Source organism: Clostridium malenominatum, assembly GCF_039521365.1.
Taxonomy (GTDB): domain Bacteria; phylum Bacillota; class Clostridia; order Clostridiales; family Clostridiaceae; genus Clostridium_AW; species Clostridium_AW malenominatum.
The window spans coordinates 451,809-475,825 of the sequence record NZ_BAAACF010000001.1 but is presented as its reverse complement, the minus strand read 5'-3'; the positions used below and the strand labels follow the sequence as shown (position 1 = coordinate 475,825).

General features: G+C 31.0%; 15 protein-coding genes. 7 read left to right on the top strand and 8 right to left on the bottom strand.

Annotation, left to right across the window (positions count from 1 at the left end; translation table 11 throughout):
• Nucleotides 1-124: 124 nt before the first annotated feature.
• From ABDZ69_RS02420 to ABDZ69_RS02390, 7 genes are all read right to left on the bottom strand, one after another.
• Nucleotides 125-3,187 (bottom strand): ATP-binding protein, encoded by a 3,063-nt coding sequence (locus ABDZ69_RS02420; protein WP_343766109.1) that lies wholly within the window; start codon nt 3,185-3,187, stop codon nt 125-127.
• A 58-nt stretch (nt 3,188-3,245) separates the two neighbouring features.
• On the bottom strand, nt 3,246-3,878 hold the full coding sequence (locus tag ABDZ69_RS02415) for a trimeric intracellular cation channel family protein (protein WP_343766107.1): 633 nt from the start codon (nt 3,876-3,878) through the stop codon (nt 3,246-3,248).
• 24 nt (nt 3,879-3,902) lie between these two features.
• Complete coding sequence (locus ABDZ69_RS02410; RefSeq protein WP_343766105.1) at nt 3,903-4,736, bottom strand: methyl-accepting chemotaxis protein; 834 nt, start codon at nt 4,734-4,736, stop codon at nt 3,903-3,905.
• 105 nt (nt 4,737-4,841) lie between these two features.
• Nucleotides 4,842-6,080 carry an imidazolonepropionase gene (gene hutI / locus ABDZ69_RS02405; RefSeq protein ID WP_343766102.1) on the bottom strand — a complete coding sequence of 413 codons (1,239 nt, stop codon included), beginning with the start codon at nt 6,078-6,080 and terminating at the stop codon, nt 4,842-4,844.
• A gap of 44 nt (nt 6,081-6,124) precedes the next feature.
• Nucleotides 6,125-8,167: a urocanate hydratase gene (locus ABDZ69_RS02400; RefSeq protein WP_343766100.1), complete on the bottom strand. Its 2,043-nt coding sequence runs from the start codon at nt 8,165-8,167 to the stop codon at nt 6,125-6,127.
• A 154-nt stretch (nt 8,168-8,321) separates the two neighbouring features.
• Nucleotides 8,322-9,680, bottom strand: coding sequence for a sigma-54-dependent transcriptional regulator (locus tag ABDZ69_RS02395; protein WP_343766098.1), 1,359 nt, complete (start codon nt 9,678-9,680; stop codon nt 8,322-8,324).
• Entirely contained in the window at nt 9,673-11,664 is a 1,992-nt protein-coding gene (locus ABDZ69_RS02390) for a transporter substrate-binding domain-containing protein (RefSeq protein WP_343766096.1), read from the bottom strand. The genes ABDZ69_RS02395 and ABDZ69_RS02390 overlap by 8 nt, the downstream gene beginning before the upstream one ends.
• Before the next feature lie 95 nt (nt 11,665-11,759).
• On the opposite strand from ABDZ69_RS02390, the gene ABDZ69_RS02385 reads away from it, so the two are divergent.
• The 4 genes from ABDZ69_RS02385 to gltS (ABDZ69_RS02370) all read left to right on the top strand — a co-directional run bounded on the left by ABDZ69_RS02385 (nt 11,760) and on the right by gltS (ABDZ69_RS02370) (nt 17,403).
• Nucleotides 11,760-12,782, top strand: a complete 1,023-nt coding sequence (locus ABDZ69_RS02385; RefSeq protein ID WP_425544620.1) for an ABC transporter substrate-binding protein — start codon at nt 11,760-11,762, stop codon at nt 12,780-12,782.
• A 441-nt stretch (nt 12,783-13,223) separates the two neighbouring features.
• Nucleotides 13,224-14,417: a sodium/glutamate symporter gene (gene gltS / locus ABDZ69_RS02380; RefSeq protein ID WP_343766094.1), complete on the top strand. Its 1,194-nt coding sequence runs from the start codon at nt 13,224-13,226 to the stop codon at nt 14,415-14,417.
• A gap of 266 nt (nt 14,418-14,683) precedes the next feature.
• Nucleotides 14,684-15,880: a sodium/glutamate symporter gene (gene gltS / locus ABDZ69_RS02375; protein WP_343766092.1), complete on the top strand. Its 1,197-nt coding sequence runs from the start codon at nt 14,684-14,686 to the stop codon at nt 15,878-15,880.
• A 332-nt stretch (nt 15,881-16,212) separates the two neighbouring features.
• Nucleotides 16,213-17,403: a sodium/glutamate symporter gene (gene gltS / locus ABDZ69_RS02370; RefSeq protein ID WP_343766090.1), complete on the top strand. Its 1,191-nt coding sequence runs from the start codon at nt 16,213-16,215 to the stop codon at nt 17,401-17,403.
• Nucleotides 17,404-17,443: 40 nt separating this feature from the next.
• On the opposite strand, the gene ABDZ69_RS02365 is transcribed toward gltS (ABDZ69_RS02370), so the two are convergent.
• Complete coding sequence (locus ABDZ69_RS02365; protein WP_343766088.1) at nt 17,444-21,745, bottom strand: acyl-CoA dehydratase activase-related protein; 4,302 nt, start codon at nt 21,743-21,745, stop codon at nt 17,444-17,446.
• Nucleotides 21,746-21,966: 221 nt separating this feature from the next.
• Between ABDZ69_RS02365 and ABDZ69_RS02360 the strand changes: the two genes are divergently transcribed.
• The 3 genes from ABDZ69_RS02360 (at nt 21,967) to ABDZ69_RS02350 (ending at nt 24,007) form a co-directional block, all read left to right on the top strand.
• Nucleotides 21,967-22,728, top strand: coding sequence for an ABC transporter ATP-binding protein (locus ABDZ69_RS02360; RefSeq protein WP_343766086.1), 762 nt, complete (start codon nt 21,967-21,969; stop codon nt 22,726-22,728).
• Nucleotides 22,725-23,519, top strand: a complete 795-nt coding sequence (locus tag ABDZ69_RS02355; RefSeq protein WP_343769561.1) for an ABC transporter permease — start codon at nt 22,725-22,727, stop codon at nt 23,517-23,519. Before ABDZ69_RS02360 ends, ABDZ69_RS02355 begins: the two co-directional genes overlap by 4 nt.
• A gap of 125 nt (nt 23,520-23,644) precedes the next feature.
• On the top strand, nt 23,645-24,007 hold the full coding sequence (locus tag ABDZ69_RS02350) for a tetratricopeptide repeat protein (protein ID WP_343766084.1): 363 nt from the start codon (nt 23,645-23,647) through the stop codon (nt 24,005-24,007).
• The last annotated feature ends 10 nt before the right edge of the window (nt 24,008-24,017 follow it).

The window sequence follows — 24,017 nt, the reverse complement described above, 5'->3', positions numbered from 1 at the left end:
ATTCATTAACTCATTATCATTGTATTAAGCCATCTATTTAATCCGTTATCAATTTATCACAATGATGTGGATTTCACCCTATTGTGATTATTATATATAAAAAAGTGGTTTATAAACCACTTTTTTATATTTTATATGAATTTTTAATTGTATTTATAACCTCTATTTCGTAATTATCTCTAGCTTCCATCAAAAACTTTATAGCTTCATCACAATAATATTTTATATCTTTATCCAAATACTTACCAAATACCTTATTTAAGCCTTCACTTTCTTCCATAATCCCTCTTATCTCTGCTTTAATTCTATACACTACTCCTATTTCATGAGGATTTTTAATCTTTTGAGAGTAGAGATCAGCACTTTTTAAACACTGTAGTCCATCGTTATAATTTTCTTCTCTCACATATAAAAGAGCCATAAACGCTTCTAATATAGAGCGTCTCCATGCAGAGTCAAACTGCTTATATAAAGTATAGGATTTATTAAAATACTCTTTCGCTTTAGAATAATCCCCCATATCAAAGGCTGCTTGACCAGCATTTATATTAAACACTACAAGACTAGTTAATGAATTCTTATTTTCACAAATTGCTATAGCTTTATCGTAGTAGCTTAAAGCCTCTAAAAACTTCATATTAAATCTTCTTATTTCTCCGATATAATTATACGCTGCAGCAATGTTCAAAGAATATTTATCTGCTACCGCTTTCGTTATATTAAATATATTTATAGATTCATTAAGTAACTTTTCTGCTTCTTCATACTCCCCGCACATTATCTTGTACAAACCCTTTAATCTAAGAAGTATTCCTATTTCCTTATGATAATTACACTCTACAGCTAAATCTAATGCTAAACTAACATATTTTATCATCATATCAGTATTGTTAGTTTGTATGCAAAAATAAATCATTTGTTTATACCCCTCAAGGGCATAATCCCTATCTTTAACCTCTAAGGATTTTTCAATCATTTCTTTTATAAATCCTGTCCCCTGGTCATAGTCTCCTTCCCTTATTAAGTGTCTTCCTTTTATATGAAGAAAAGCGATTTCTAGATGTATAACTTCCTCAATGCTTCCCTCTTTCTTTTTAACTTCCTTGAGCAGATTTTCAATATCCTTTAAATGCTTTAAGGTTTGGCCCTTAGTAAAATAAGCATACTTATAAGCTTCCGTGTCTGTATTACTTAAGATAGGGAAAAGTTCATGGCTAAAGTTTAAATAGTAATTTAAGCTTTTTATCTTATAATTTAAAGATTTTATTCCATTATCACTATTAGAATAATGATATATTAATTTATGATAAGTGTTTATATCCGTCTTGTCATTTTTTAAGGTTTTTTCTAATAAATCCCCTATCTTATTGTGCAAAATTTTTTTTCTAGCTTCCGATTGCTTCATATATACAAATTCTCTTAACTTCTGGTGAGTAAACTTAAAACTAATCTTATCATTATTATTCATTTCTTTTAAAATAAATTTTTCTTCTAGCTTTTCTATTATATCAAGTATTTCTAATTGATCTTTGCCCGTTAAACTTTCTAGTATTTCTAATGGTGCTTCATCAAAGAAAAGGGAAGCTATATTTAATATCTTTTTACCCTCTTCAGATACATAGACGAATCTGCTTTTTAATATGTCTTGCATTTTTACAGACATAATATTTGTATCTCCATTAGACTTTATTATATTTAAATATTCATTTAAAAAGAAAGTATTTCCTTCGGTTTCATTATATATTTTCTTTAAAGTTTCTTTTGTTATATCATAATCCGGTAGGGCTTTTTCTATAAATCCTTCTACCTCTTTCTCGTTAAATCTAGCCAAATCTATGGTTAATATTTTATTGTAACTATTCATTGTAGTTATAAACTTATCCATATTACCATCATACTCATTTCTACAAGTAGCAATAAATATAATATTGTTTCTATTTTGGTGAAGCATAATGCTACCTAAAAGAGACAAACTCATATTGTCCATCCACTGAATATCTTCAAATACAAATACAACCTTCTTTTTTTCCGTAATTTTTTTGAGAATATCTCCAATAATATCCCCTATCATTTCATATTTCAGAGTATCTATATTTTCTATTAATTTTATATTTGTAGTTGCTCCCCTTTTATTAAACTCTGGAAATACAGTAGAAATAATATTTTCCCAAACAGCTGGAATAGCAATTTTATCATTAACTATAGCATCTGATATTTTAGAAATAATAGCATTCCAAGGTTTTAAGAAATATTCCTTTTCTACTCCATAGCAACTAGTTTCAAATATATATATTTTTTCAGAATCTATATTCTCTAAAACCTTATCTTTTAATCTGGTTTTTCCAATACCAGCTTCTCCAGTTATAATGATAGATTTTCCCTTACTAGATTCAGTAAAATTTCTATAATTATTTTCTAGTAGCCTAAGCTCGTTATTTCTACCATAAAAAAATTCTTTAGAGTCAATATTCTTACTAAGCTTTTCCTCATTCATAATATCCAATACTTCATTAAATATTTCCCGAGTATTTTCATCCGGAGTTATACCTAATTCCTTGTCTAATAATTGAGATAATTTATTATAGGTATCTATTACCTTGCCATAACTCCTATTATTTTTATAGTGCTCCATTAAAATTCTATAAGATTTTTCGTCAAATTCATCTACATTAATTAGCAATTTACAGTATCTTTCTATATTGTCACCAATAGATTTTTTCGTATCCTCTGATATCTTATCATAAAGTTTAAATATATATTTTTCTCTTAGATTATCCCTAGTCTTTATAATCCAGTCTTCAAATTCTTCTGCATTTTTAACAAAAAATCCTTGTAAAAACTCCCCTTTGTATGCTTCCATGTTCCCATCTTCATCATTTAAAAACGCATCTATGTCTATATTTATATCTATATTTGGATTTACCATAACCATAGATTTTTTAGGAGATATAATTACTTCTTCATTAAAAGTTTGCTTTATCTTATAAATTGCATTTCTTAAATTTTTCTTAGCTATACTTTCTTCTTCATCAGTCCACAATAAACCAGCTAATTCATCTCTACTAGCTTTTTTATTTACTAACAAATAATAAAATAAAGCCTTCACTTTATTGTACGGAAAAATTATTTCCTTCTCATTCATTTTAATAACAGGAGTACCAAACAACTTAGCATGAATTACAATCATTTTAATCCCCTCTTTATTTTTTATTTGTTCACTTCAGAATGATTATAGCATATAAACACTATTTTGTTAAACCTTCCTGTTTCAACCTTTTACCAGCTTTCGGAAGCTGAAGATTACGTTTTATGGCTATCATTCTCACTATAAAGGTAACAAAACAACCCGTATATAAAGCAACATCATTTCCTAGATAATTTCTAGATATTACAAAGGATACTCCTCCTATAATACAAGCTACGGCATAGATTTCTTTCTTGAAAACAAAGGGAATTTCCTGAGCAAAAACATCCCTCAAAATCCCTCCACCTACTCCAGTAAATAATCCTAAGGATACAACGATAAAAGGGCTTGTAAAGTTATTTTTTATAGCTACACTACAACCTATAGTAGCAAAAGCCCCCAATCCTATAGCATCAGATATCTGTATAATGTTATTTAATCTATTTAGTTTATCATAAAATACAAATACAATTACCGCAGTTATTATGCTAATGGTGGCAAAATAAGGATTCATAAAAAATGCTGGAGGATGTATTCCTATTAAAATATCTCTAAATACTCCTCCGCCTACTGCTGTAGTAACAGCCAGTACTATTGCACCAAACAAATCCATATCCTTTTTAATACCTACCATGCATCCTGACACTGCAAAAGCTACTGTTCCTACAATTTCAAATACAGATATTAAGTTCATATTAACTCTCCTTACAATTTTTCTTTAGTAATTAGCTGATATATCTTCTAAAATTTCAGCATTAGAGTTCAACTCCTCTATAGATGCAGCAATCTCTTGCACTGATGCTGCCTGACTATGAAAAGTCTCATTCATGGTTTTTATGCTATCTGAAATATTTTTTACAGACAATTGTATAGAATGGATTATATCGTTTATTTTAGTAATAGATTCACTACTTAAATTAGATAACTTTCTTATCTCAGAGGCTACCACAGAAAAACTCCTTCCAAATTCTCCAGCTCTAGCTGCCTCTATTGAAGCATTTATTCCTAATAAATTGGTTTGTTTCTCTATAGTTTTAATAAAATTTATTATATCATTACTATTTAATGTTTTTTCAAAAGCTTCGTTAGCTTCTTTTAAAACAGTTTCATTTAAATCCACCGTATGTTGGATGCCCTCTGACACGTGATTAATTGCATCTGAAATTTGACCGGATGTGTCAGATAAATTTTTTGACAAGTTAGACATAGTTTCTTGCTTCTTTAAACTTTTTCCAATAGAAACAACCCCTACAACTTCTTCATTGTTATTTTTAATTGGAATGGCTATAGATTTCAGCTTAAACCCAAACACACTTTCATCAATAACTTTAGTTATTATACTTCTTGTCCTAATAGCATCATAAGTTGAACTACCTTGTTTTATTACATCTCCTATTTTGATATCCGGTCTTATATTTTCAGTAGGAGTAAAGGCTATAAATTTTTCCTTGTCAGTAAGAGCGAAGCTAACTTCCTCTTCTAATAAGCTAGATAAATAAGGACTAACATCAATAAAAGCTTTTAATATTCCCTCATTAGTTGTATTATTCATCATCCATTCCCCCTCGTATTAATTATATTTTAATTTTATATAAATTAGCAAGGATAAAAACAAATCCACTTATTCTTAGAAAATAAGTGGATTCATTTTTATATATCAATTTTGGTGGACTAATATGCCATTTTTAATAACCTTTTCCACTATATTTACACCAGTGTGGTATGGTAAAAATTTATAGGATGGATATTTTAACATAACAATATCTCCTTTTTTACCCACATCTATACTTCCTACACTATCTGCTTTATCTAATGCTGCAGCACCGTTTATAGTTATTGCAGTAACAGCTTCTTCAGCATTCATCCCCATATATATAGTAGCTAAAGCTATCATTAAAGGTATAGAGTTCGTAAAGCCGCTTCCTGGATTAAAGTCTGTAGCTAAAGCCACTGCCGAACCATTATCTATCATATATCTAGCTCTAGCAAAAGGTTCCTTTAAACAAAAGGCCGTGGTTGGTAATAATGTGCTCACCACACCTTTATTCGCCATTTCCTTAAGGCCATTATCCGAAGCATGCAACAAGTGATCTGCTGAAATAGTTCCTAGTTCTGCAGCAAGTTCCGCTCCTCCTAGTTGAACTATTTCGTCGGCATGAATTTTTAGCTTCATGCCTAGTTCTCTAGCTTTTAAAAGAATTCTTCTTGATTCTTCAACCGAAAATACTCCCTTTTCGCAAAACACGTCGCAAAACTCTGCTAAATTTCCTTTTGCTACTTCTGGTAGCATTTCTTCGCAAATAACATTTACAAACTCTTCTTTTTTGTCTTTATACTCACCAGGAGTAGCATGTGCTCCCATAAAGGTTGTGATAATATCCATAACATGAGTTTTTTGTAAGTAATGCATTACCTCTAACTGTTTTAATTCAGTTTCTAGATCTAAACCATATCCACTTTTTCCTTCTACTGTCGTAACTCCAAAGCTTAACATGGAATTTAATCTATCTTCTGCTGAGGAAATCAACTCTTCCTTAGAAGCTTCTCTTGTAGCTCTAACAGAATTTACTATTCCCCCACCTTTATTCATTATTTCCATGTAGCTTTCTCCATTAAGTCTCCAAGAAAACTCTTCTTGTCTATAACCACCAAATACAAAGTGAGTGTGAGAATCTACAAAACCAGGTAATACAGCTTTTCCTTTTGCATCTATTACTTCATAATTATCTTCTTTGTATTTTTTTAAAATTTCTTCCGTAGTTCCAACTGCTTTGATTATTCCATCTTCTACAACTACTGCTCCATCCTTTATAATGCCTAGCTCTCTCATTTCTTTACCAAATTTAGCCTTACTCCCACTGCAAGTCACTAATTCAGAAGCATTTTTTATAATCATATTACCTCTTGTTTTCAAATGAAATCACCTACTTTAACATAATATTATTTTTCAAATCCGTACTTTTTGAAAGCTTCACTTACAGCACTTACTACGTCTTCTTCATTTGCTAAATATGGTACTGTAATATGGTCACTGCCTTCATTCATCTTATTGTACTCAATTACTGTTTCTATAGAGTTTTCATTTCTAGCCCAAGAACGTCTAGCAACTCCACCCATAACGTCCCATGACATAGATAATCTAATTATTTCATCAGCTTTATAACTTCCATCAAGAATTAATCCAAAACCACCATTAATAGATTTTCCTATTCCAACTCCACCACCATTATGAAGGGCGATTAAGCTCATTCCTCTTGCTGCATTTCCCGCAAAGCACTGTACCGCCATATCAGCCATTACATTACTTCCATCTTTAATGTTTGATGTTTCTCTAAATGGTGAATCCGTTCCTGATACGTCGTGGTGGTCTCTTCCAAGCATTATAGGACCAACTTCTCCACGTCTAACCATTTCATTAAACTTCAATGCTATCTTAACTCTTCCCATAGTATCTTGGTAAAGAATTCTAGCTTGAGTACCAACTACCATTCTATTTTTTTCTGCATCTCTAATCCAGTTGTAGTTATCTCTATCTTGATATCTTCTATTCGGATCTATACACTCCATAGCAGCTCTATCTGTTTTTATTAAATCTTCATTATCTCCACTTAAACATACCCATCTGAATGGTCCATATCCATAGTCAAATAGCTGTGGTCCCATGATATCTTCTACATAGGAAGGCCATATAAATCCATCTTTTTCATCTATACCATTTTTAGAAATTTCTTTAACTCCTGCATCATACATAGCTTTCATAAAGGAGTTTCCATAGTCAAAGAAATATACTCCTTTTTCAGATAAAGCTTTTATTACATTGAAATGTCTTTTTAAAGTTTCATCAACTAATTCTCTAAACTTTACTGGATCTTCAGCAAGAAGTCTAGTTCTTTCTTCAAAACTTATACCCGCTGGGCAATATCCACCTTCGTAAACATTATGACAGGAAGTTTGGTCTGATAATAAATCTATGTGAACGTTATTTTCTAACATATATTCAAGTAGATCCACAATATTACCATGGTATGCAATGGACATAGCCTCTCCTTTTTCTTGAGATTCCTTAGCCATTTTTACTACCTCTTCTAAGTTAGCTGACCATTTCTTAATCCATCCCTGTTCAAGTCTTGTATCTACTCTTGACTTATCAACTTCTGCAACAATTGCTACTCCATTTGCTATTTCTGTAGCTTTACCTTGAGCACCACTCATTCCTCCAAGACCTGAAGTTACAAATAATCTTCCCGCTAAGTCTCCATCATTTGGTATTCCTAATTTCATTCTTCCTGCATTCAATACTGTATTATATGTTCCATGAACAATTCCCTGAGGTCCTATATACATCCATCCTCCTGCTGTCATTTGTCCATAGTTTGCAACTCCCATTTCCTCTGCAATTTCCCAATCCTTTAAGTTGTCAAACATACCTATCATTAAAGCATTTGTTATAATAACTCTGGGTGAGTTTGGTCTTGATTTAAATAAACCTAATGGATGTCCTGAGGAAATAACTAAAGTTTGATCTTCAGTTAGCTCTTCTAAGTATTTTTTAATTAAAGTATATTGCATCCAGTTCTGACATACGCTTCCTGTCTCACCGTAGGTAACTAATTCATAAGGATATAACGCAACATCAAAATCTAAGTTATTATCCATCATTACTTGGAATGCTTTTCCTTCCATGCACTTTCCTTTATATTCATGGATAGGCTTACCATATATTCTTTCTTGTGGTCTAAATCTATATCCATATATTCTTCCCTTTGTCATTAACTCTTCTAAGAATTCTGGAATTAACTGTTCATGATATTTTTCTGGGATATATCTTAATGCATTTTTTAAAGCTACTTCTGTTTGTGATTTTGTTAAACGGAAACCTCTATTAGGTGCTCTTCTTATGCCTTTCTCGAATTTAGGCATCTCTGGTAAATAATCGTCTAGTTTTATTTTCATGCTTTCTGAAATGTCAAAATTTGTTATCATAAATATACCTCCTATTAAACTTATGAAATTTTTATAACTTTCTTACAATTACATTATAACCTTTATTCGTCTTTAAATCGTCTAGCTTTTTATATATAATTAAAAAATTTTTATTTTCTCAATAAGTATATTTTTATTTTTTTATCGACTCTAATCAAAGTTTGTATTCCTTTATTTTATATCTTAAGGTTCTCTCCCCTATATTTAATATCTCAGCAGTTCTTTTTCTATTTCCTTCATATTTGATTAAAGTATGCTCTATGACCTTTTTTTCTATGGATTTCATATCTTCACCTACATATATGGGTATCAAATCATTTTCCTCTTGTACAATATTTTCCTTATATAAAATCTCTTCAGGTAAGTCTTCTAATTCAATATATTGCCCTTCGTTTAAAACAATGGCTCTTTCAATTATATTTTGAAGTTCTCTAATGTTTCCATGAAAATAATAGTTTTCCAATCTGTGCAGCGCTTTCGCTGTAATCCCCTTAACACTTTTCTCCATTTTACTATTGAATTTTTTAATGAAATATTCTATAAGTGTAGCTATATCTTCCTTCCTTTCTCTTAGCGCAGGTAATTGTATGTCTATTACATTTAATCTATAATATAAGTCTTGTCTAAATCTATTTTTTTTAACCTCTTCCTTTAAATCTTTATTAGTCGCCGCTATAAACCTAACATCTACATTCCTACTATGACTTTCACCTATAGGCCTTATTTCCTTTTCTTGTATTACTCTAAGTAGCTTTGTTTGCAAATTTATATCCATATCTCCTATTTCATCCAAAAATAGTGTTCCACCATTAGAGCTTTCTATTATACCTTTTTTATCTTCCACAGCCCCTGTAAAAGCTCCTTTTTTATACCCAAATAATTCACTTTCCAATAAGTTATCAGGAATAGCTGAACAATTAATAACATTAAAAGGTTTATCCTTTCTTTTTCCATTATAATGAATAGCTCTAGCAACTAAATCTTTTCCCGTTCCACTTTCTCCTGTAACTAATATATTAATGTCAATATCTTTTACTCTATCTATAATATCAAATACTCCTAAAATTTTTTTAGATTTTCCTATTATGTTATATTTACCATACATGGAATTATCATTTATTTGGTTGCTCAAATGCTTAATCTTACTATTTAATTCAATGTATTCTTCACACTTTAGTAATAATAAATTTAATTCTTCAATATTAATGGGTTTAGTTATGTAATAAAAAGCCCCCTCTGCCATAGCTTTTACAGAAGATTCTATAGTACCAAAAGCTGTCATTATTATTACTACAACTTCTTTATTTATGTTTTTTATTCTTTTTAATATTTCTAGACCATCTTCGTCACCTAATCTTAAATCCAAAAGCACAATATTTATAGTTTCTTTAAGTATTATATCCTCAGCTTCCCTTGAATTTCTTGACGTGAAAATTTTATAATTATCTTCTAGAGCAAAGCTAAGAGACGAGCAAATGGAGTTCTCATCATCAATAATAAGTAATTTAAACATCCTCATCCTCTCCTTCCTTTTTAAAATATAATTTAAAGGTTGTTCCCACCTCTTTTATGCTTTCTATTTGAATATCCACCCCGTTCTCCATTAGCAGTTTATAGGTTACAAAAAGCCCTAAACCAGTACCCGTTGCTTTTGTAGTGAAAAAAGGGTTATATACCTTATCCATATCTTTTTCATCTATGCCATGTCCATTATCAGATAGATATAGAATTACGCCCTTTCTATCTATCTTGCAATCTATATTAATAATTTTTTCTTCTTTATTCATACTTTCTATTGAATTTAACATTAAATTAATCAATACTTGTCTTAGCTGATTTTTATCAATAAACACAACGATATCCTCATTAATGTTTATATTTATCTTTATTAAATTTCTATCTATTTTGTCTTTAATTAATCTTAATAAACTCTCAACAGTATTCAATAAAGAAACTTCTTCTTTAAAAGGCTTTCTCGGTTTAGAATATTCTAATAAATCATTTATCAAGTTATTCAATCTTTCAATTTCCTTTGGTATATCTAACGATATCATTTCTCTAAATTTAGGATTTTCATATTTCTTGGGCAATAATTCTGCATAAGTTTTTATAGATGTAAGTGGATTTCTTATTTCGTGGGCTATACCAGATAATAAAGTACCTAATGAATCCATTTTATCTCTAGTTTTTATAGTTTCATGCATTAACTTCTCCTCTGTAATATCTCTAAAGCTAATTATAGTTTCATTATAATATTGATTTTTTCCACCTATTATATTAATTCGATAATTAATATATATTTTTCTTTCATTTATATAAATTTCTTTTAATTCATTAGAATTTGCTTTTTCTCCCACAGGAAATATTTCATTAATAAGAGTGTCTTCTACATTCATATTAATCAACTCTTCCATTTTAATCTTTAAAATCTTTAAAGCAATGTCATTAATAAAAGTTATCTCGCCATCACTATTTATAGTAATAATGCCACTATATATACTGTTCAATATCCATTCTCTAAAATCTTTTTCTTCCTTAATATAGTCATTTTTTCTGACTAAATCTGCATTAACCTGCTCTAACCTATAAGTTTGCTTTTTGACCTCTTCTTTCAATATATCATTCCATAAGTAGAACAGCAAAAAAGCTATCATGAAAACCATCCCTCCCACCAGTGAAATCTTCATGATATTTTTTACATACCAGGTAGGATAATCATTAGTATTGCCAAACCATTTCCTATATATAGTTTCATAGGTTCCATTATCTTTAATTTCTCTTAATCCCCTATTCATAATCTTTAAAAGCCTAGTATCACCTTTTTTTATTGCAATAGAATAATCTGTATAGTTAAGAGGTATATCTACTATTTTTATCTTATTTCTTACTTTTAATTTATCTAAATAATTCACTCCCGTTAAGGTGTTACAAATAATTGCTTCTACTTCTCCCTCTAATAACTTAACAAAGGCCTCCTCTTGATTATTTGTAAATACAACATCTACATCCTTAAGGCTTCTTAAGTTATTTATAGCCACATCCCCTTTTTGTATAGCTACCGCATGGCCAGTTAAACTTTCATATGAGGTTATTAAAAGATTGTTTTCTAATACGAATATTGATTGTGAATTTTGAATATACCCTTCAGTGAAATCATAATCTTTAGCTCTTTCAGTAGTATACTTCATACCTTGTATTAAGTCTATTTCACCTTTAGTTAACTTTTCACAGGCTTCCTCCCATCTCATAGGATAAAACTGAACTTCAACACCACTTACTAAAGCTATGGCCCTTATAATATCTACATTAAATCCAGTATACACTCCACTTTCATCTATATATTCAAAAGGAGGAAAGTTTTCATCTCCAGCTACCCTTACCACAGCATAAGAGCTCTTATCTTCTGTTTTATCTTTATAATATATAAATAGATTAAATCCAAATAAAATCATCATACCTATAGAAAATAAAATAAGTGCCTTAAAATATTTCTTCAAACCAATCACTCCAATTAGGTTTTTATAATAATATTATCACATTATATATTTCAAATCATAGTATAAAGTAGATAAATTAATAAATGGAGGGTAAAATGGGAAAAAAATATTTTAGAATAAGTTCTTTATTTATTTCACTAATAATGGTATCTACACTATTAATTTCTTGTAAAAAAACCGAAGTTAAAAAGATAGAAAAAGTTCGTTTAAATGAAGTTGTCCGCTCTGTTTTCTATGCTCCTATGTATGTTGCAATAAATAAAGGTTTCTTCAAAGAACAAGGAATTGATATCGAACTTACCACAGGTCAAGGTGCAGATAAAACCATGCAACAAGTTTTGAGTGGCAGCGTTGATATCGGTTTTGCGGGACCTGAACAAAATATTTATATTTATAATCAGAAAAGAGAAGACTTGCCTATAGTGTTTGCTCAATTAACTCAAAGAGATGGTTCTTTCTTAGTAGGAAGAAAGAAAGAGGATAATTTCACTTGGGAAAGCTTAAGGGGTAAGACTATAATAGGGGGAAGACCTGGCGGAGTTCCAGAAATGGCATTAGAGTACGTACTTAAGAAGCATGGCTTAGATCCAAGTAAAGACGTGGAACTTATTACAAATCTTGCTTTTACAGCCACTGCTGGAGCTTTCAAAAGTGGTACAGGAGATTATGTGGCACTATTTGAACCTACTGCAACAATGCTAGAAATTGACAATTCAGGTAGCATCGTTGCATCTATTGGAGAATCAGCTGGAGCTATTTCCTACACTTGTTTCTTTGCCACCAAGTCCTATTTAGATAAAAACGAAGATTTAATCTTAAGGTTTTTAAAAGCAATATACAAAGGACAACAGTGGGTTTTATCAAATAGCGACGACGCTATTGCAAAAGAGATTATCTCTTTCTTCCCTGGTACTGATGAAAAAGTAATTACAAATGTAATATCTAATTATAAAAAAATAAACGCTTACGCAGAAAATCCTTTAGTAAATGAAGAGGACTATACTAGATTAATGGATGTTATTCAGTCCTATAACAAAGACTTAATTCCAGAAAGACCTCCTTTTAACGTATTAATAGACAACAAATTCTCTAAAAAAATCATGGAAGAAAAGAAATAAAGAAAAGGGGTGGCATAATAAAACATTAATGCCACCCCTTTTCTTTTTAATAACCCAAAATGAAGGAATGATTTTAAATTCATTCATTTTGTCAAGTTATACTTATCATTATTTCCTTTCAGAATCTATATAAATTATAACAAAACAACACTTTATAAGTATTCTTTACTAAAAATCATTACTCCTCAACTTCTTTTATTTCAAGGTTTAACCAGGTATTTTTCAATTTAATTTTATTCAAATAAACTTTTACCGAAAAACATTTATGCTTATTTATTTAATTTTAATATTTTTTAACTTTATCCAAAAATTAAAAGTTCGTTATTAAATCCTTCATTTTTTCAAATATTTCAATTGCTTTTTACTCTAACATTTTATATAATAAGCTTGTACCGAAAAACGTTTTCAGTACAAATTTTATATTCGAAAGGTGGACTTATTATGGAAATTAAATTAGACATGATGCAAACCACTGCCCTAGCCGTAGTTATTTACTACTTTGGTGTTTGGGTAAAGAGCAAAATGGCAGTACTTGAAAAGTTCTGCATTCCAGCTCCAGTTGTTGGAGGACTTATTTTCGCAATATTAAATTTATTTTTAAGACAAAGCGGAGCAGTTAAGCTAGCTCTAGATACTACATTACAGAAACCATTTATGATGGTGTTCTTTACTTCCATAGGTATGGGAGCAAGTATCAACCTAATTAAAAAAGGTGGAATCCAGGTTGTTATATTCTGGTTAATAGCTACTGTGCTAACAGTATTCCAAAACGGTATCGGTGTGGCTATAGCTAAAGCAGTTGGCGCTAATCCTCTATTAGGACTAATCGCAGGTTCAGTAACTATGACAGGTGGACATGGTACCGGCGGAGCTTTCGGACCAGTGTTTGAAAAAGACTTCGGTTTTGTAGGGGCTACAACATCAGCAATGGCAGCTGCTACTTTCGGACTAATCATGGGTTCCTTAATAGGTGGACCAGTTGCAAGAAGAATAATCGAAAGTAAAGGCTTGAAACCAAATGTAACTGCTTATAAATCAACTGACTCCATTACTGCAAAAGAAGAAGCTGTTGATTATACTGAAATATTTAGAACTTTAACTATAATATTAGTTTCAATAGGTGTTGGTGCTGTTTTAGAAAAACAATTCGTAAAGATGGGTATTACATTACCATCCTACGTTAATTCCATGATTATAGCTGCTATTATCCTTAACATTGGTGAATCAACTGGAAAGTGGCACATCAACCAAAAATGCACAGACATTATAGGTTCCATAGGATTAAATGTATTCTTATCTATGGCTCTAGTTGGATTAAAACTTTGGGAACTTGCAGACGTCGCAGGACCAATGGCATTAATCTTAATAGCTCAAACAATATTAATGGCTGCTTTTGCAACATTTGTAACCTTTAACTTTGTTGGTAGAGATTACGATGCTGCAGTTATATCTGCAGGACACTGTGGATTTGGTATGGGAGCTACTCCAAATGGAATAGCTAACATGAGAGCTATAGTCGAAAGATACGGCGATGCTCCTAGAGCATTCTTCGTACTACCAATCGTTGGTGCTTTCTTAATAGACTTCACTAACGCAATTGTCATTACAACCTTCGCAAATATCTTCAGTAAATAATATAAATACTACGAAAGACCAGATATTATAAAAATGATATCTGGTCTTTTTACGACATTATTTTTATTTTAATATTTATAATTTTATTAAAGTTTTTTAAAAAATTTTAATATATTAAAAATTAAATAAAAAGACTATTCTTTATTGCAAAATTTTCATTTTATTTAATTTTTTCATTGATTTTTATATTGAGTTTATATATAATTAAATTTGTAACGAAAAACGTTTTCATTACAAAATTTTTTTAATTGAAAGGTGGACTTATTATGGAAATTAAATTGGACATGATGCAAACCACTGCCCTAGCTGTTGTAATTTATTACTTCGGTGCATGGGTAAAAACAAAGGTAGCAGTTCTAGAAAGATTCTGTATACCTGCTCCAGTTGTAGGAGGACTTATATTTTCAATACTAAATTTATTCTTATATCAAAGTGGAGCGTTAAAGCTAGTTCTTGACACAACACTACAAAAACCATTCATGATGGTGTTCTTTACATCCATAGGTATGGGTGCAAGCTTAGAACTTGTTAAAAAAGGCGGAATTCAGGTATTTATATTCTGGATGGTTGCTTCCCTACTATGTATATTCCAAAATGGAATAGGAGTTGCTTTAGCTAAAGCTTTGGGACAACATCCATTACTAGGATTAATCGCAGGTTCAGTAACTATGACAGGTGGACATGGTACTGGTGGAGCTTTCGGACCAGTGTTTGAAAAAGACTTTGGTTTTGTAGGAGCTACTACTACTGCAATGGCTGCTGCTACTTTCGGACTTGTTATGGGTTCATTAATAGGTGGACCTATTGGTAAGAAGTTAATTGAGTCTAAAGGTTTAAAATCAAATGCTGCTGCTGTAAATCCAAAGGATTTAAAAGTTGAAACTAAAGAAGAAGTTGTTGACTATAGTGAAATATTTAGAACATTAGCAATAATATTAATATCAATCGGTGTTGGTGCTGTTTTAGAAAAACAATTCGTAAAGATGGGTATAACATTACCATCCTACGTTAACTCAATGATTATAGCTGCTATTATTCTTAACGTTGGTGAATCCACTGGAAAATGGCACATTAATCAAGCTTGTACAGACATTATTGGTTCTATAGGACTAAATGTATTCTTATCCATGGCCTTAGTTGGATTAAAACTTTGGGAACTTGCTGCAGTAGCAGGACCACTTTTAGTAATCTTAATAACTCAAACATTATTAATGGCTGCTTTTGCTTACTTTGTAACTTTCAACTTAGTTGGAAGAGACTTTGATGCTGCAGTTATATCAGCTGGTCACTGTGGATTCGGTATGGGAGCTACTCCTAATGGAATAGCTAACATGAGAGCTGTAACTGAAAGATTCGGTGAAGCTCCAAGAGCATTCTTCGTATTACCAATAGTTGGTGCTTTCTTAATAGACTTTACTAACGCATTGATAATAACTACATTTGCTAATATGTTTGGTAAATAATATTAAAAATATTTTTTAAAATAAAAAAGTTGTTGGTTTTTCCAACAACTTTTTTTATTTTAATTTAACTCAAACTATTGAAATAACTGTATTTAATAAACATCTAATATGTTCATATCTTTATTGAATATATTATTATTATATTGTAATATGTGCCAAAAATATTACAATATTAGCCATTTTTATTGATTGTTTTGTCATATTACAATATTTTATTGTTGAACTCCTTAAAATATTGTGATAATATATGTTTTGTGAAAGCTTAGTCAATTATACCATTGAACTAATGGATTAATTAACCAAGCTATTATAATTTGAAAGGTGGACTTATTATGAACATTAAACTTGACATGATGCAAACTGTAGCTCTTGCTGTAGTTATTTACTACTTTGGTGCCTGGGTAAAAACTAAAGTTTCTTTTCTTGAAAAGTTTTGTATTCCAGCTCCAGTTGTAGGAGGACTTATTTTCGCAATTGTAAACCTTATCTTAAAACAAAATGGAATTTTAGAATTAACATTGGATACATCATTACAAAAGCCTTTTATGATGGTATTCTTTACATCTATTGGACTTGGAGCTAGTCTTGATCTTGTTAAAAAAGGTGGACTTCAGGTTGTTGTTTTCTGGTTAATCGCTTCTTTATTAACAGTTTTCCAAAATGCTCTTGGAGTAGGATTAGCTAAATTACTTGGCCAACATCCATTATTAGGATTAATCGCAGGTTCAGTAACTATGACAGGTGGACATGGTACTGGTGGAGCTTTTGGTCCAATATTTGAAAAAGATTTTGGATTCGTAGGTGCAACTACTACAGCAATGGCTGCTGCTACTTTCGGACTTGTTATGGGTTCCTTAATCGGAGGACCTCTTGGTAAGAAATTAATTGAAGGTAAAGGATTAAAATCAACAGCTGTTGGTAAATCTGCTACTGAAACAGTTACAAAAGATGAAGTAGTTGATTATAATTCACTATTTGGAACACTAGCAATAATTTTAATATCAATCGGTATCGGTGCTGTTTTAGAAAAACAATTCGTAAAAATGGGTATAACATTACCATCCTACGTTAACTCAATGATTATAGCTGCTATAATCCTTAACGTTGGTGAATCTACTGGAAAATTAAAAATCAATACAACATGTACAGACATCCTTGGTTCCATAGGATTAAATGTTTTCCTATCCATGGCTTTAGTTGGATTAAAGCTTTGGGAACTTGCTGCAGTAGCAGGTCCATTACTAATAATATTAGTTTCTCAAACATTATTAATGGCTGCCTTTGCATACTTTATAACATTTAACCTTGTAGGAAGAGACTTTGACGCTGCAGTTATGTCTGCTGGTCACTGTGGATTTGGTATGGGAGCTACTCCAAACGGAATAGCTAACATGAGAGCTGTTGTTGAAAGATACGGCGATGCTCCTAGAGCATTCTTCGTACTACCAATAGTTGGTGCTTTCTTAATAGACTTCACTAACGCAATTGTTATAACAGCATTTATTAATATATTCGGTAAATAATGCAAAAAAGAAGAACCTGACTTTAGGTTCTTCTTTTTTATTAATAATTTATATTAAAATTATTTAAGTATTTTTGAACAATTACTTCCTTATTAATATTAGGAGCAATTGTACTTTCATACTGTAAGTTTTTATTTGCAACAGCCATCATTAATTTGATTCTATTTAACTGATTGACCTCACTAGCACCAGGGTCATAATCTATTGCAGCAATATTAGCTCCAGGATATATAGTTTTTAACTCTTTAATCATTCCTTTTCCCGTTACATGATTAGGTAAGCAAGCGAAAGGTTGCATACATACAATATTTTTCACCCCGGTTTCTATAAGCTCAATCATTTCAGCTGTGAGTAACCATCCTTCCCCTGTTTGATTACCAACAGATACAACCTGAGAGGCCATCTCCGCCAAAGTTTCTATCTTTTCTGGCTGATAAAATCTATCGCTCTCTTTTAAAGCCTTTCTTGCATCTTTTCTGTAAAACTCCATAATTTTTATAGCAGAATTTGAAATAACTTTAGTTACTTTGGAACCAGATAATTTATAATATCTAAAATTAGCTCCATAAGCACTATACATGAAGAAGTCTAAAAGATCTGGAACTACAACTTCTGCTCCTTCTTTTTCCAAAATAGAAACTACATCATTGTTTGCAGTAGGGTGAAACTTTACCAATATTTCTCCTACTACTCCAACTTTTGGTTTAATCACATCTTTTAGTTTTAAATTATCAAATTCAATTACCATATCAGATATATTTATTTTGTACTCTATAAAGTTTCCACTTCTCACATTCCTTTTGCATATTTTCATCCATTTATTATATAAAGCATTTGCTGAACCTGGAATCTCTTCATAGGGTCTTACCTTATAGAGCAATCTCATAAGTAAATCTCCATATACTAAGGCCATTAACGCTTTATTAACTAATGGTAATGATAATTTAAATCCCGGATTCTTTTCTATACCAATAACATTAGCAGATATTATTGGTACATTTTCAAAGCCTGCTTCTTTTAGAGCCTTCCTCAAAAAACCTATATAATTTGTGGCTCTGCACCCTCCTCCTGTCTGTGACATTATAACAGAAGTGTTGTTAATATCATATTTACCAGATTTTAATGCTTCAATAATTTGACCTATTACAATTATTGAAGGATAGCACGCATCGTTATTTACATATTTTAACCCTTCTTCTATGGCCCCTTTATCTACAGAAGGTAAAATTTCCAAATTATAACCTGAACTTTTAAATACTTCTTGAACTAATTCGAAATGTATAGGTGCCATTTGAGGACATAATATAGTATGTTCTCTTCTCATTTCTTCAGTGAAAATAATTCTTTTTGAAGGAAATTTTATCTTCTTTGGAATGAATCCTTTATCTTTTCTTTCTTTAAGCGCTGCCATTAAAGATCTAATTCTAATTTTAACAGCTCCTAAATTACTACCTTCGTCAATCTTTAAAACTGTATATATTTTACCGTAGCTATTAAGTATCTCTGCAACCTGATCTGTAGTCACGGCATCTAATCCACAGCCAAAAGAGTTTAATTGTATAAGTTCTATATTTTTTTCCTTAGCTACAAAGGTTCCTGCAGCATATAACCTAGTATGATACATCCATTGATCTACTGACCTTAAAGGCCTTTCTACATGCCCTAAATGAGCTACTGAGTCCTCCGTTAAAACTGCCATATTGAAAGAATTTATTAATTCTGGTATGCCATGATTTATTTCTGGATCAACATGGTATGGTCTTCCCGCAAGGATAATTCCCATCTTACTTGTCGCTTTTAAATACTCTAATACCTCTTCTCCCTTTTTTCTAATGTCTTCCTTGAATATTCTATCTTCCTCGTAGGCTTTATTTACGGCTATTATTACTTCCTCTTTAGTTATACCTTTATAATTAAATTCCTCATAAAGTCTTTCAATTAATTTATTTTTATTATCTAAGGGTAAAAAAGGATTCATTAGAACAACATTTTTATCCTTTAATATATCCATATTGTTTTTTATAACTTCAGGATAAGAAGTAACCATAGGGCAATTGAAATGATTATTAGCTCCCCTATCTTCCTTTTGTTCAAAGGGAATACATGGATAAAATATAAAATCTACCTCTTTATTAACTAGACTTACTATATGTCCATGAACTAACTTTGCTGGATAGCAGGCAGATTCCGAAGGTATGGTTTCCATACCCAACTCATATATTTTTTTTGAAGAAATAGGTGACAGTTCCACTCTATATTTTAAACTAGTAAAAAAAGTAAACCAAAATGGATAATTTTCATACATATTTAATACTCTTGGAATACCAACTATTCCTCTAATTCCTTCACTTTTTCTCAAAGGTTTATAGCTAAATAATCTTTGAAGTTTATATTTATAAAGGTTCGGTAACTCTTCTTTAATCTTTTCTTTCCCTTCTCCTCTTTCACATCTGTTACCAGATACAAATTCTCTTCCTTCTGCGAAGCTATTCACAGTTAACAAACACTGGTTACTACATAAAGTACATCTTCTCATAGTAACGGCAGAACTAAATTTATAGAGCTCCTCTATAGTAGCCAACTTAGATTTGTAACCTTCCAGATATCTTTCCTTTGCAATCAAAGCTGCTCCAAAAGCTCCCATTACTCCTGCTATATTTGGTCTCACAGGTTCTATGCCAGATACTATTTCAAACGCTCTTAGGACACCATCATTATAAAAAGTTCCTCCTTGTACTATAACTTTTTTGCCCAAATCCTCAGAGCCTTTTATTCTAATTACCTTGTACAGAGCATTTTTAATAACTGAATAACATAATCCTGATGAAATGTCTCCTATGGTAGCCCCCTCTTTTTGGGCTTGCTTTACCTTGGAATTCATAAACACAGTACATCTAGTTCCAAGATCCACAGGATTATTGCTCTCTAAAGAAGCCTTTGCAAACTCTCCTATATTAATATTTAAAGAGTGTGCATATGTTTCTATAAAAGAACCACATCCTGACGAACAGGCTTCGTTTAGCATAATGCTATCAATGGTTCCATCTTTAATTTTAAGACACTTCATATCTTGTCCACCAATATCTAATATAAACTCTACTCCAGGCAAAAAAAACTCTGCTCCCTTATAATGAGCAATAGTTTCAACTTCACCCTCGTCAACACACAAAGCTTCTTTTATTAATCCCTCCCCATACCCTGTAACAGCAGAGTTTACTATCTCTGCTTCCTTTGGTATTATGTTATACATCGCTTTTAAAACCTCTATAGTGGAATTAAGAGGATTTCCCTTATTACTTCCATAATGTGAATACAATAAATCCCCATCATCATCAATAAGAGTAACCTTAGTAGTAGTAGATCCTGCATCTATTCCTAAATAACATTTACCTTTAAAGTTTTCTAATTCTTTTCTTCCTATTTTATATGAGTAATGTCTCTTGTTAAATTTATTTATTTCTTCTCTATTTTTAAATAATGGAGTTAGTCTATTAATATCTTCATCAAGTTTTTGTGTAATTACATGAAGCCTATCTATAAGCTCTTTTAAACAAACTACTTTTTCTTCCTTCGAAGCCATAGCCGCTCCCATAGCCACAAATAGTTGAGAGTTTTTCGGAAAAATAATCTGCTCTTTTTTAAGTTTTAAAGTTTCTATAAATCTATTCCTTAGTTCTGATAAAAAGTATAAAGGTCCTCCTAAAAAAGCAATATTTCCTCTTATCACCTTTCCGCAAGCAAGTCCACTAATTGTTTGATTTACAACAGACTGAAATATTGACGCTGCTATATCCTCTTTTCTTACCCCTTCATTTAGCAAAGGTTGAATATCCGTCTTTGCAAAAACTCCACATCTGGCTGCAATAGGATAAATGGTTTTATAGTTTTTAGCTAATTCATTTAGTCCACTAGCATCCGTTTGAAGAAGTGTTGCCATTTGGTCAATAAAGGCACCTGTACCTCCAGCACATGTACCATTCATCCTTTGGTCTATGCCACCTCTAAAAAATGTTATTTTCGCATCCTCTCCACCAAGTTCTATAGCTACATCTGTCATAGGTATAAGTTTTTCAATAGTCTTAGTACATGCAATTACTTCTTGAATGAAGGGTATTTCTAGCCAAGCAGATACTCCTAGTCCACCAGAACCTGTTACCTTAATAGTTACCTTTTCCTCTGGAAATAGAGTAAAAATCTCATCCATAACTTTAATTATGGTACTTTTAATATCAGAAAAATGTCTTTCGTATTTACTATGAAGAATTTTATCATTACCGTCTAACAAAACTACCTTAACTGTGGTTGAACCTACATCTAAACCTAAATGTAATAATCCTTTCATGATCATATCACCTTTTTTAATATAATAATTGTCATATGAAATTTTACTTATATAAATATATGGATATAATTTATAGAATATTAAATAAAATGACAGCAATGTTTTTATATACTAATTATAAATCATTTTTCATAATATTAAAAGTCTTTAACACTATGTTACCTTTCTTCATATACTAGACTATAATTCCTTTAAGTCTAGTATGATAGGAGTTGATTGAAATGAAAGTAGATATTAAGGAAGTTTATATGAATTACCACACCTTAGAAAATTCCACCAGGGCACTAGATAATATTAACTTCTCCGTAGAAAGTGGAGAATTTGTAAGTATTGTTGGTCCTTCTGGCTGTGGCAAATCTACTGTATTAAATATTATAGCTGGTCTTTTGAAACCCTCTTCTGGAGAAGTATATATAGATGGTGAACTAGTAACAAATGTTTCTCCTAAGGTTGGATACATGTTTCAAAAAGATCATTTATTTGAGTGGTTAACAGTTCTCCAGAACGTAAATCTTGGACTAAAAATACAGAACAAGTTAAACGATGAGAATAGTCTAAAGGTAATACAACTGCTTAAAAATTATAATCTTTGGGATTTTAGAAATCACTATCCCAAAGAGCTATCTGGAGGTATGAGGCAAAGAGCCGCTCTCATTAGAACTCTAGCTTTAAGTCCACAAGTATTGCTTTTAGATGAACCTTTTTCTGCCTTAGATTATCAAACTCGTTTAAATGTTAGTGACGAAATATATAAGATATTAAAAACTGAGAAGAAGACTGTATTAATGGTGACTCATGATTTGTCGGAAGCCATATCCATGTCCGATAGAATTATAGTGTTATCTAATAGACCTGCTAAGGTAAAAAAAGAGTTTAAAATGGACTTTTGTATTGAAAGTATTTCTCCCCTAAAGTGTAGAGAAGCTCCAGAGTTTAGAACTTACTTTAACATGTTGTGGAAGGAGTTGAATTTACAGCAATGATTGATTTTAGAAAAGAACATGAAATTTATGTTAATAATATCAAGAAATTTAATCGTAGCATACTTTTTACTAGAATATTAATACTTATATGCTTTTTTGCACTTTGGGAAATATCCGGTAACCTAAAATGGATAGACCCCTTCTTAACTAGTACTCCTTCAAGGATGTGGAGAAGTTTTCTTAAGATTTATAATGAAGGAACTCTATTTTTACACATTGGAATAACTTGTTTTGAGACTGTTTTAGGATTTCTTTTGGGTACAATACTAGGTACCCTCGTAGCTATACTATTATGGTGGTCCGATTTTTTATCAAAGGTTCTAGATCCTTATTTAGTGGTATTAAACGCCCTTCCTAAGGTAGCTTTAGCTCCTATAATAATCTTTTGGGTTGGCAATGGCATGAAAGCAATTATTATGGTTGCCTTATTAATATCTGTGGTAGTTACAATAATTAGTGTGCTTAATGGTTTTAAAGAAGTAGATGTGGATAAAATAAAACTTTTAAAAACCTTTGGAGCTACTAAGATGCAAATATTATTTAATCTTATAATACCTGCATGCATTCCTACACTAATATCCGCTTTAAAAATAAATGTAGGACTCTCTTGGGTAGGAGTTATAATGGGTGAATTTCTGGTGGCAAAGGAAGGTCTAGGATTTCTTATCATATTTGGTGGGCAAATCTCTCAATTAGATATGGTAATGATGAGTATAATAATACTATCTGTAATAGCTTATATAATGTACGAAATAGTAGCCTTTGTAGAAAAAAAGCTTATTAAAGCGTAGTAAAAATTTAAAACTATGTATATTAAATCTCCAATTTGGATAGTATCTCTAATGTAATATTTTTCATAATTCAGCAATATAAATAAAGTATCACATAGGTTTAGGGAACTAAGGGAGGTTTACAGATGAATTTCTTTCAAAAAGCAAATGATTATTATAATTCAAAGGATTATAAAAAAGCTATACTTTTATATCAAAAATCCATTGAAGCAAAGGAAAATGAAGCAGCATCTCTATATAATTCAGCCGTTTGTTTTATCAAACTAAAGGAATATGCTGAGGCCATCCCCCTTTTAATGAGTGCTGTAAGTTTAAAAGAAGATAGTAAATATTATTTTAATTTAGGCTACTGTCATGCAATGCTTAAAGACAATAAAAAAGCTTTAGTTTATTTTAATACGGCTTGGGCTTTAGATAATGATGATAAAGATTGTGAGAAAGCCATAAATTTAATAGTAAATAATTTAAAAAATAAACCTAAAAAATAAGCTTGCGAGA

Excerpts from the sequence above, each read along its gene's own strand:
- ABDZ69_RS02420 (WP_343766109.1), bottom strand. The coding sequence starts at position 3,187 with ATGATTGTAATTCATGCTAAGTTGTTTGGTACTCCTGTTATTAAAATG.
- ABDZ69_RS02415 (WP_343766107.1), bottom strand. The coding sequence starts at position 3,878 with ATGAACTTAATATCTGTATTTGAAATTGTAGGAACAGTAGCTTTTGCA.
- ABDZ69_RS02410 (WP_343766105.1), bottom strand. The coding sequence starts at position 4,736 with ATGAATAATACAACTAATGAGGGAATATTAAAAGCTTTTATTGATGTT.
- hutI (WP_343766102.1), bottom strand. The coding sequence starts at position 6,080 with ATGATTATAAAAAATGCTTCTGAATTAGTGACTTGCAGTGGGAGTAAG.
- ABDZ69_RS02400 (WP_343766100.1), bottom strand. The coding sequence starts at position 8,167 with ATGATAACAAATTTTGACATTTCAGAAAGCATGAAAATAAAACTAGAC.
- ABDZ69_RS02395 (WP_343766098.1), bottom strand. The coding sequence starts at position 9,680 with ATGTTTAAATTACTTATTATTGATGATGAGAACTCCATTTGCTCGTCT.
- ABDZ69_RS02385 (WP_425544620.1), top strand. The coding sequence starts at position 11,760 with ATGGGAAAAAAATATTTTAGAATAAGTTCTTTATTTATTTCACTAATA.
- gltS (WP_343766094.1), top strand. The coding sequence starts at position 13,224 with ATGGAAATTAAATTAGACATGATGCAAACCACTGCCCTAGCCGTAGTT.
- gltS (WP_343766092.1), top strand. The coding sequence starts at position 14,684 with ATGGAAATTAAATTGGACATGATGCAAACCACTGCCCTAGCTGTTGTA.
- gltS (WP_343766090.1), top strand. The coding sequence starts at position 16,213 with ATGAACATTAAACTTGACATGATGCAAACTGTAGCTCTTGCTGTAGTT.
- ABDZ69_RS02365 (WP_343766088.1), bottom strand. The coding sequence starts at position 21,745 with ATGAAAGGATTATTACATTTAGGTTTAGATGTAGGTTCAACCACAGTT.
- ABDZ69_RS02360 (WP_343766086.1), top strand. The coding sequence starts at position 21,967 with ATGAAAGTAGATATTAAGGAAGTTTATATGAATTACCACACCTTAGAA.
- ABDZ69_RS02355 (WP_343769561.1), top strand. The coding sequence starts at position 22,725 with ATGATTGATTTTAGAAAAGAACATGAAATTTATGTTAATAATATCAAG.
- ABDZ69_RS02350 (WP_343766084.1), top strand. The coding sequence starts at position 23,645 with ATGAATTTCTTTCAAAAAGCAAATGATTATTATAATTCAAAGGATTAT.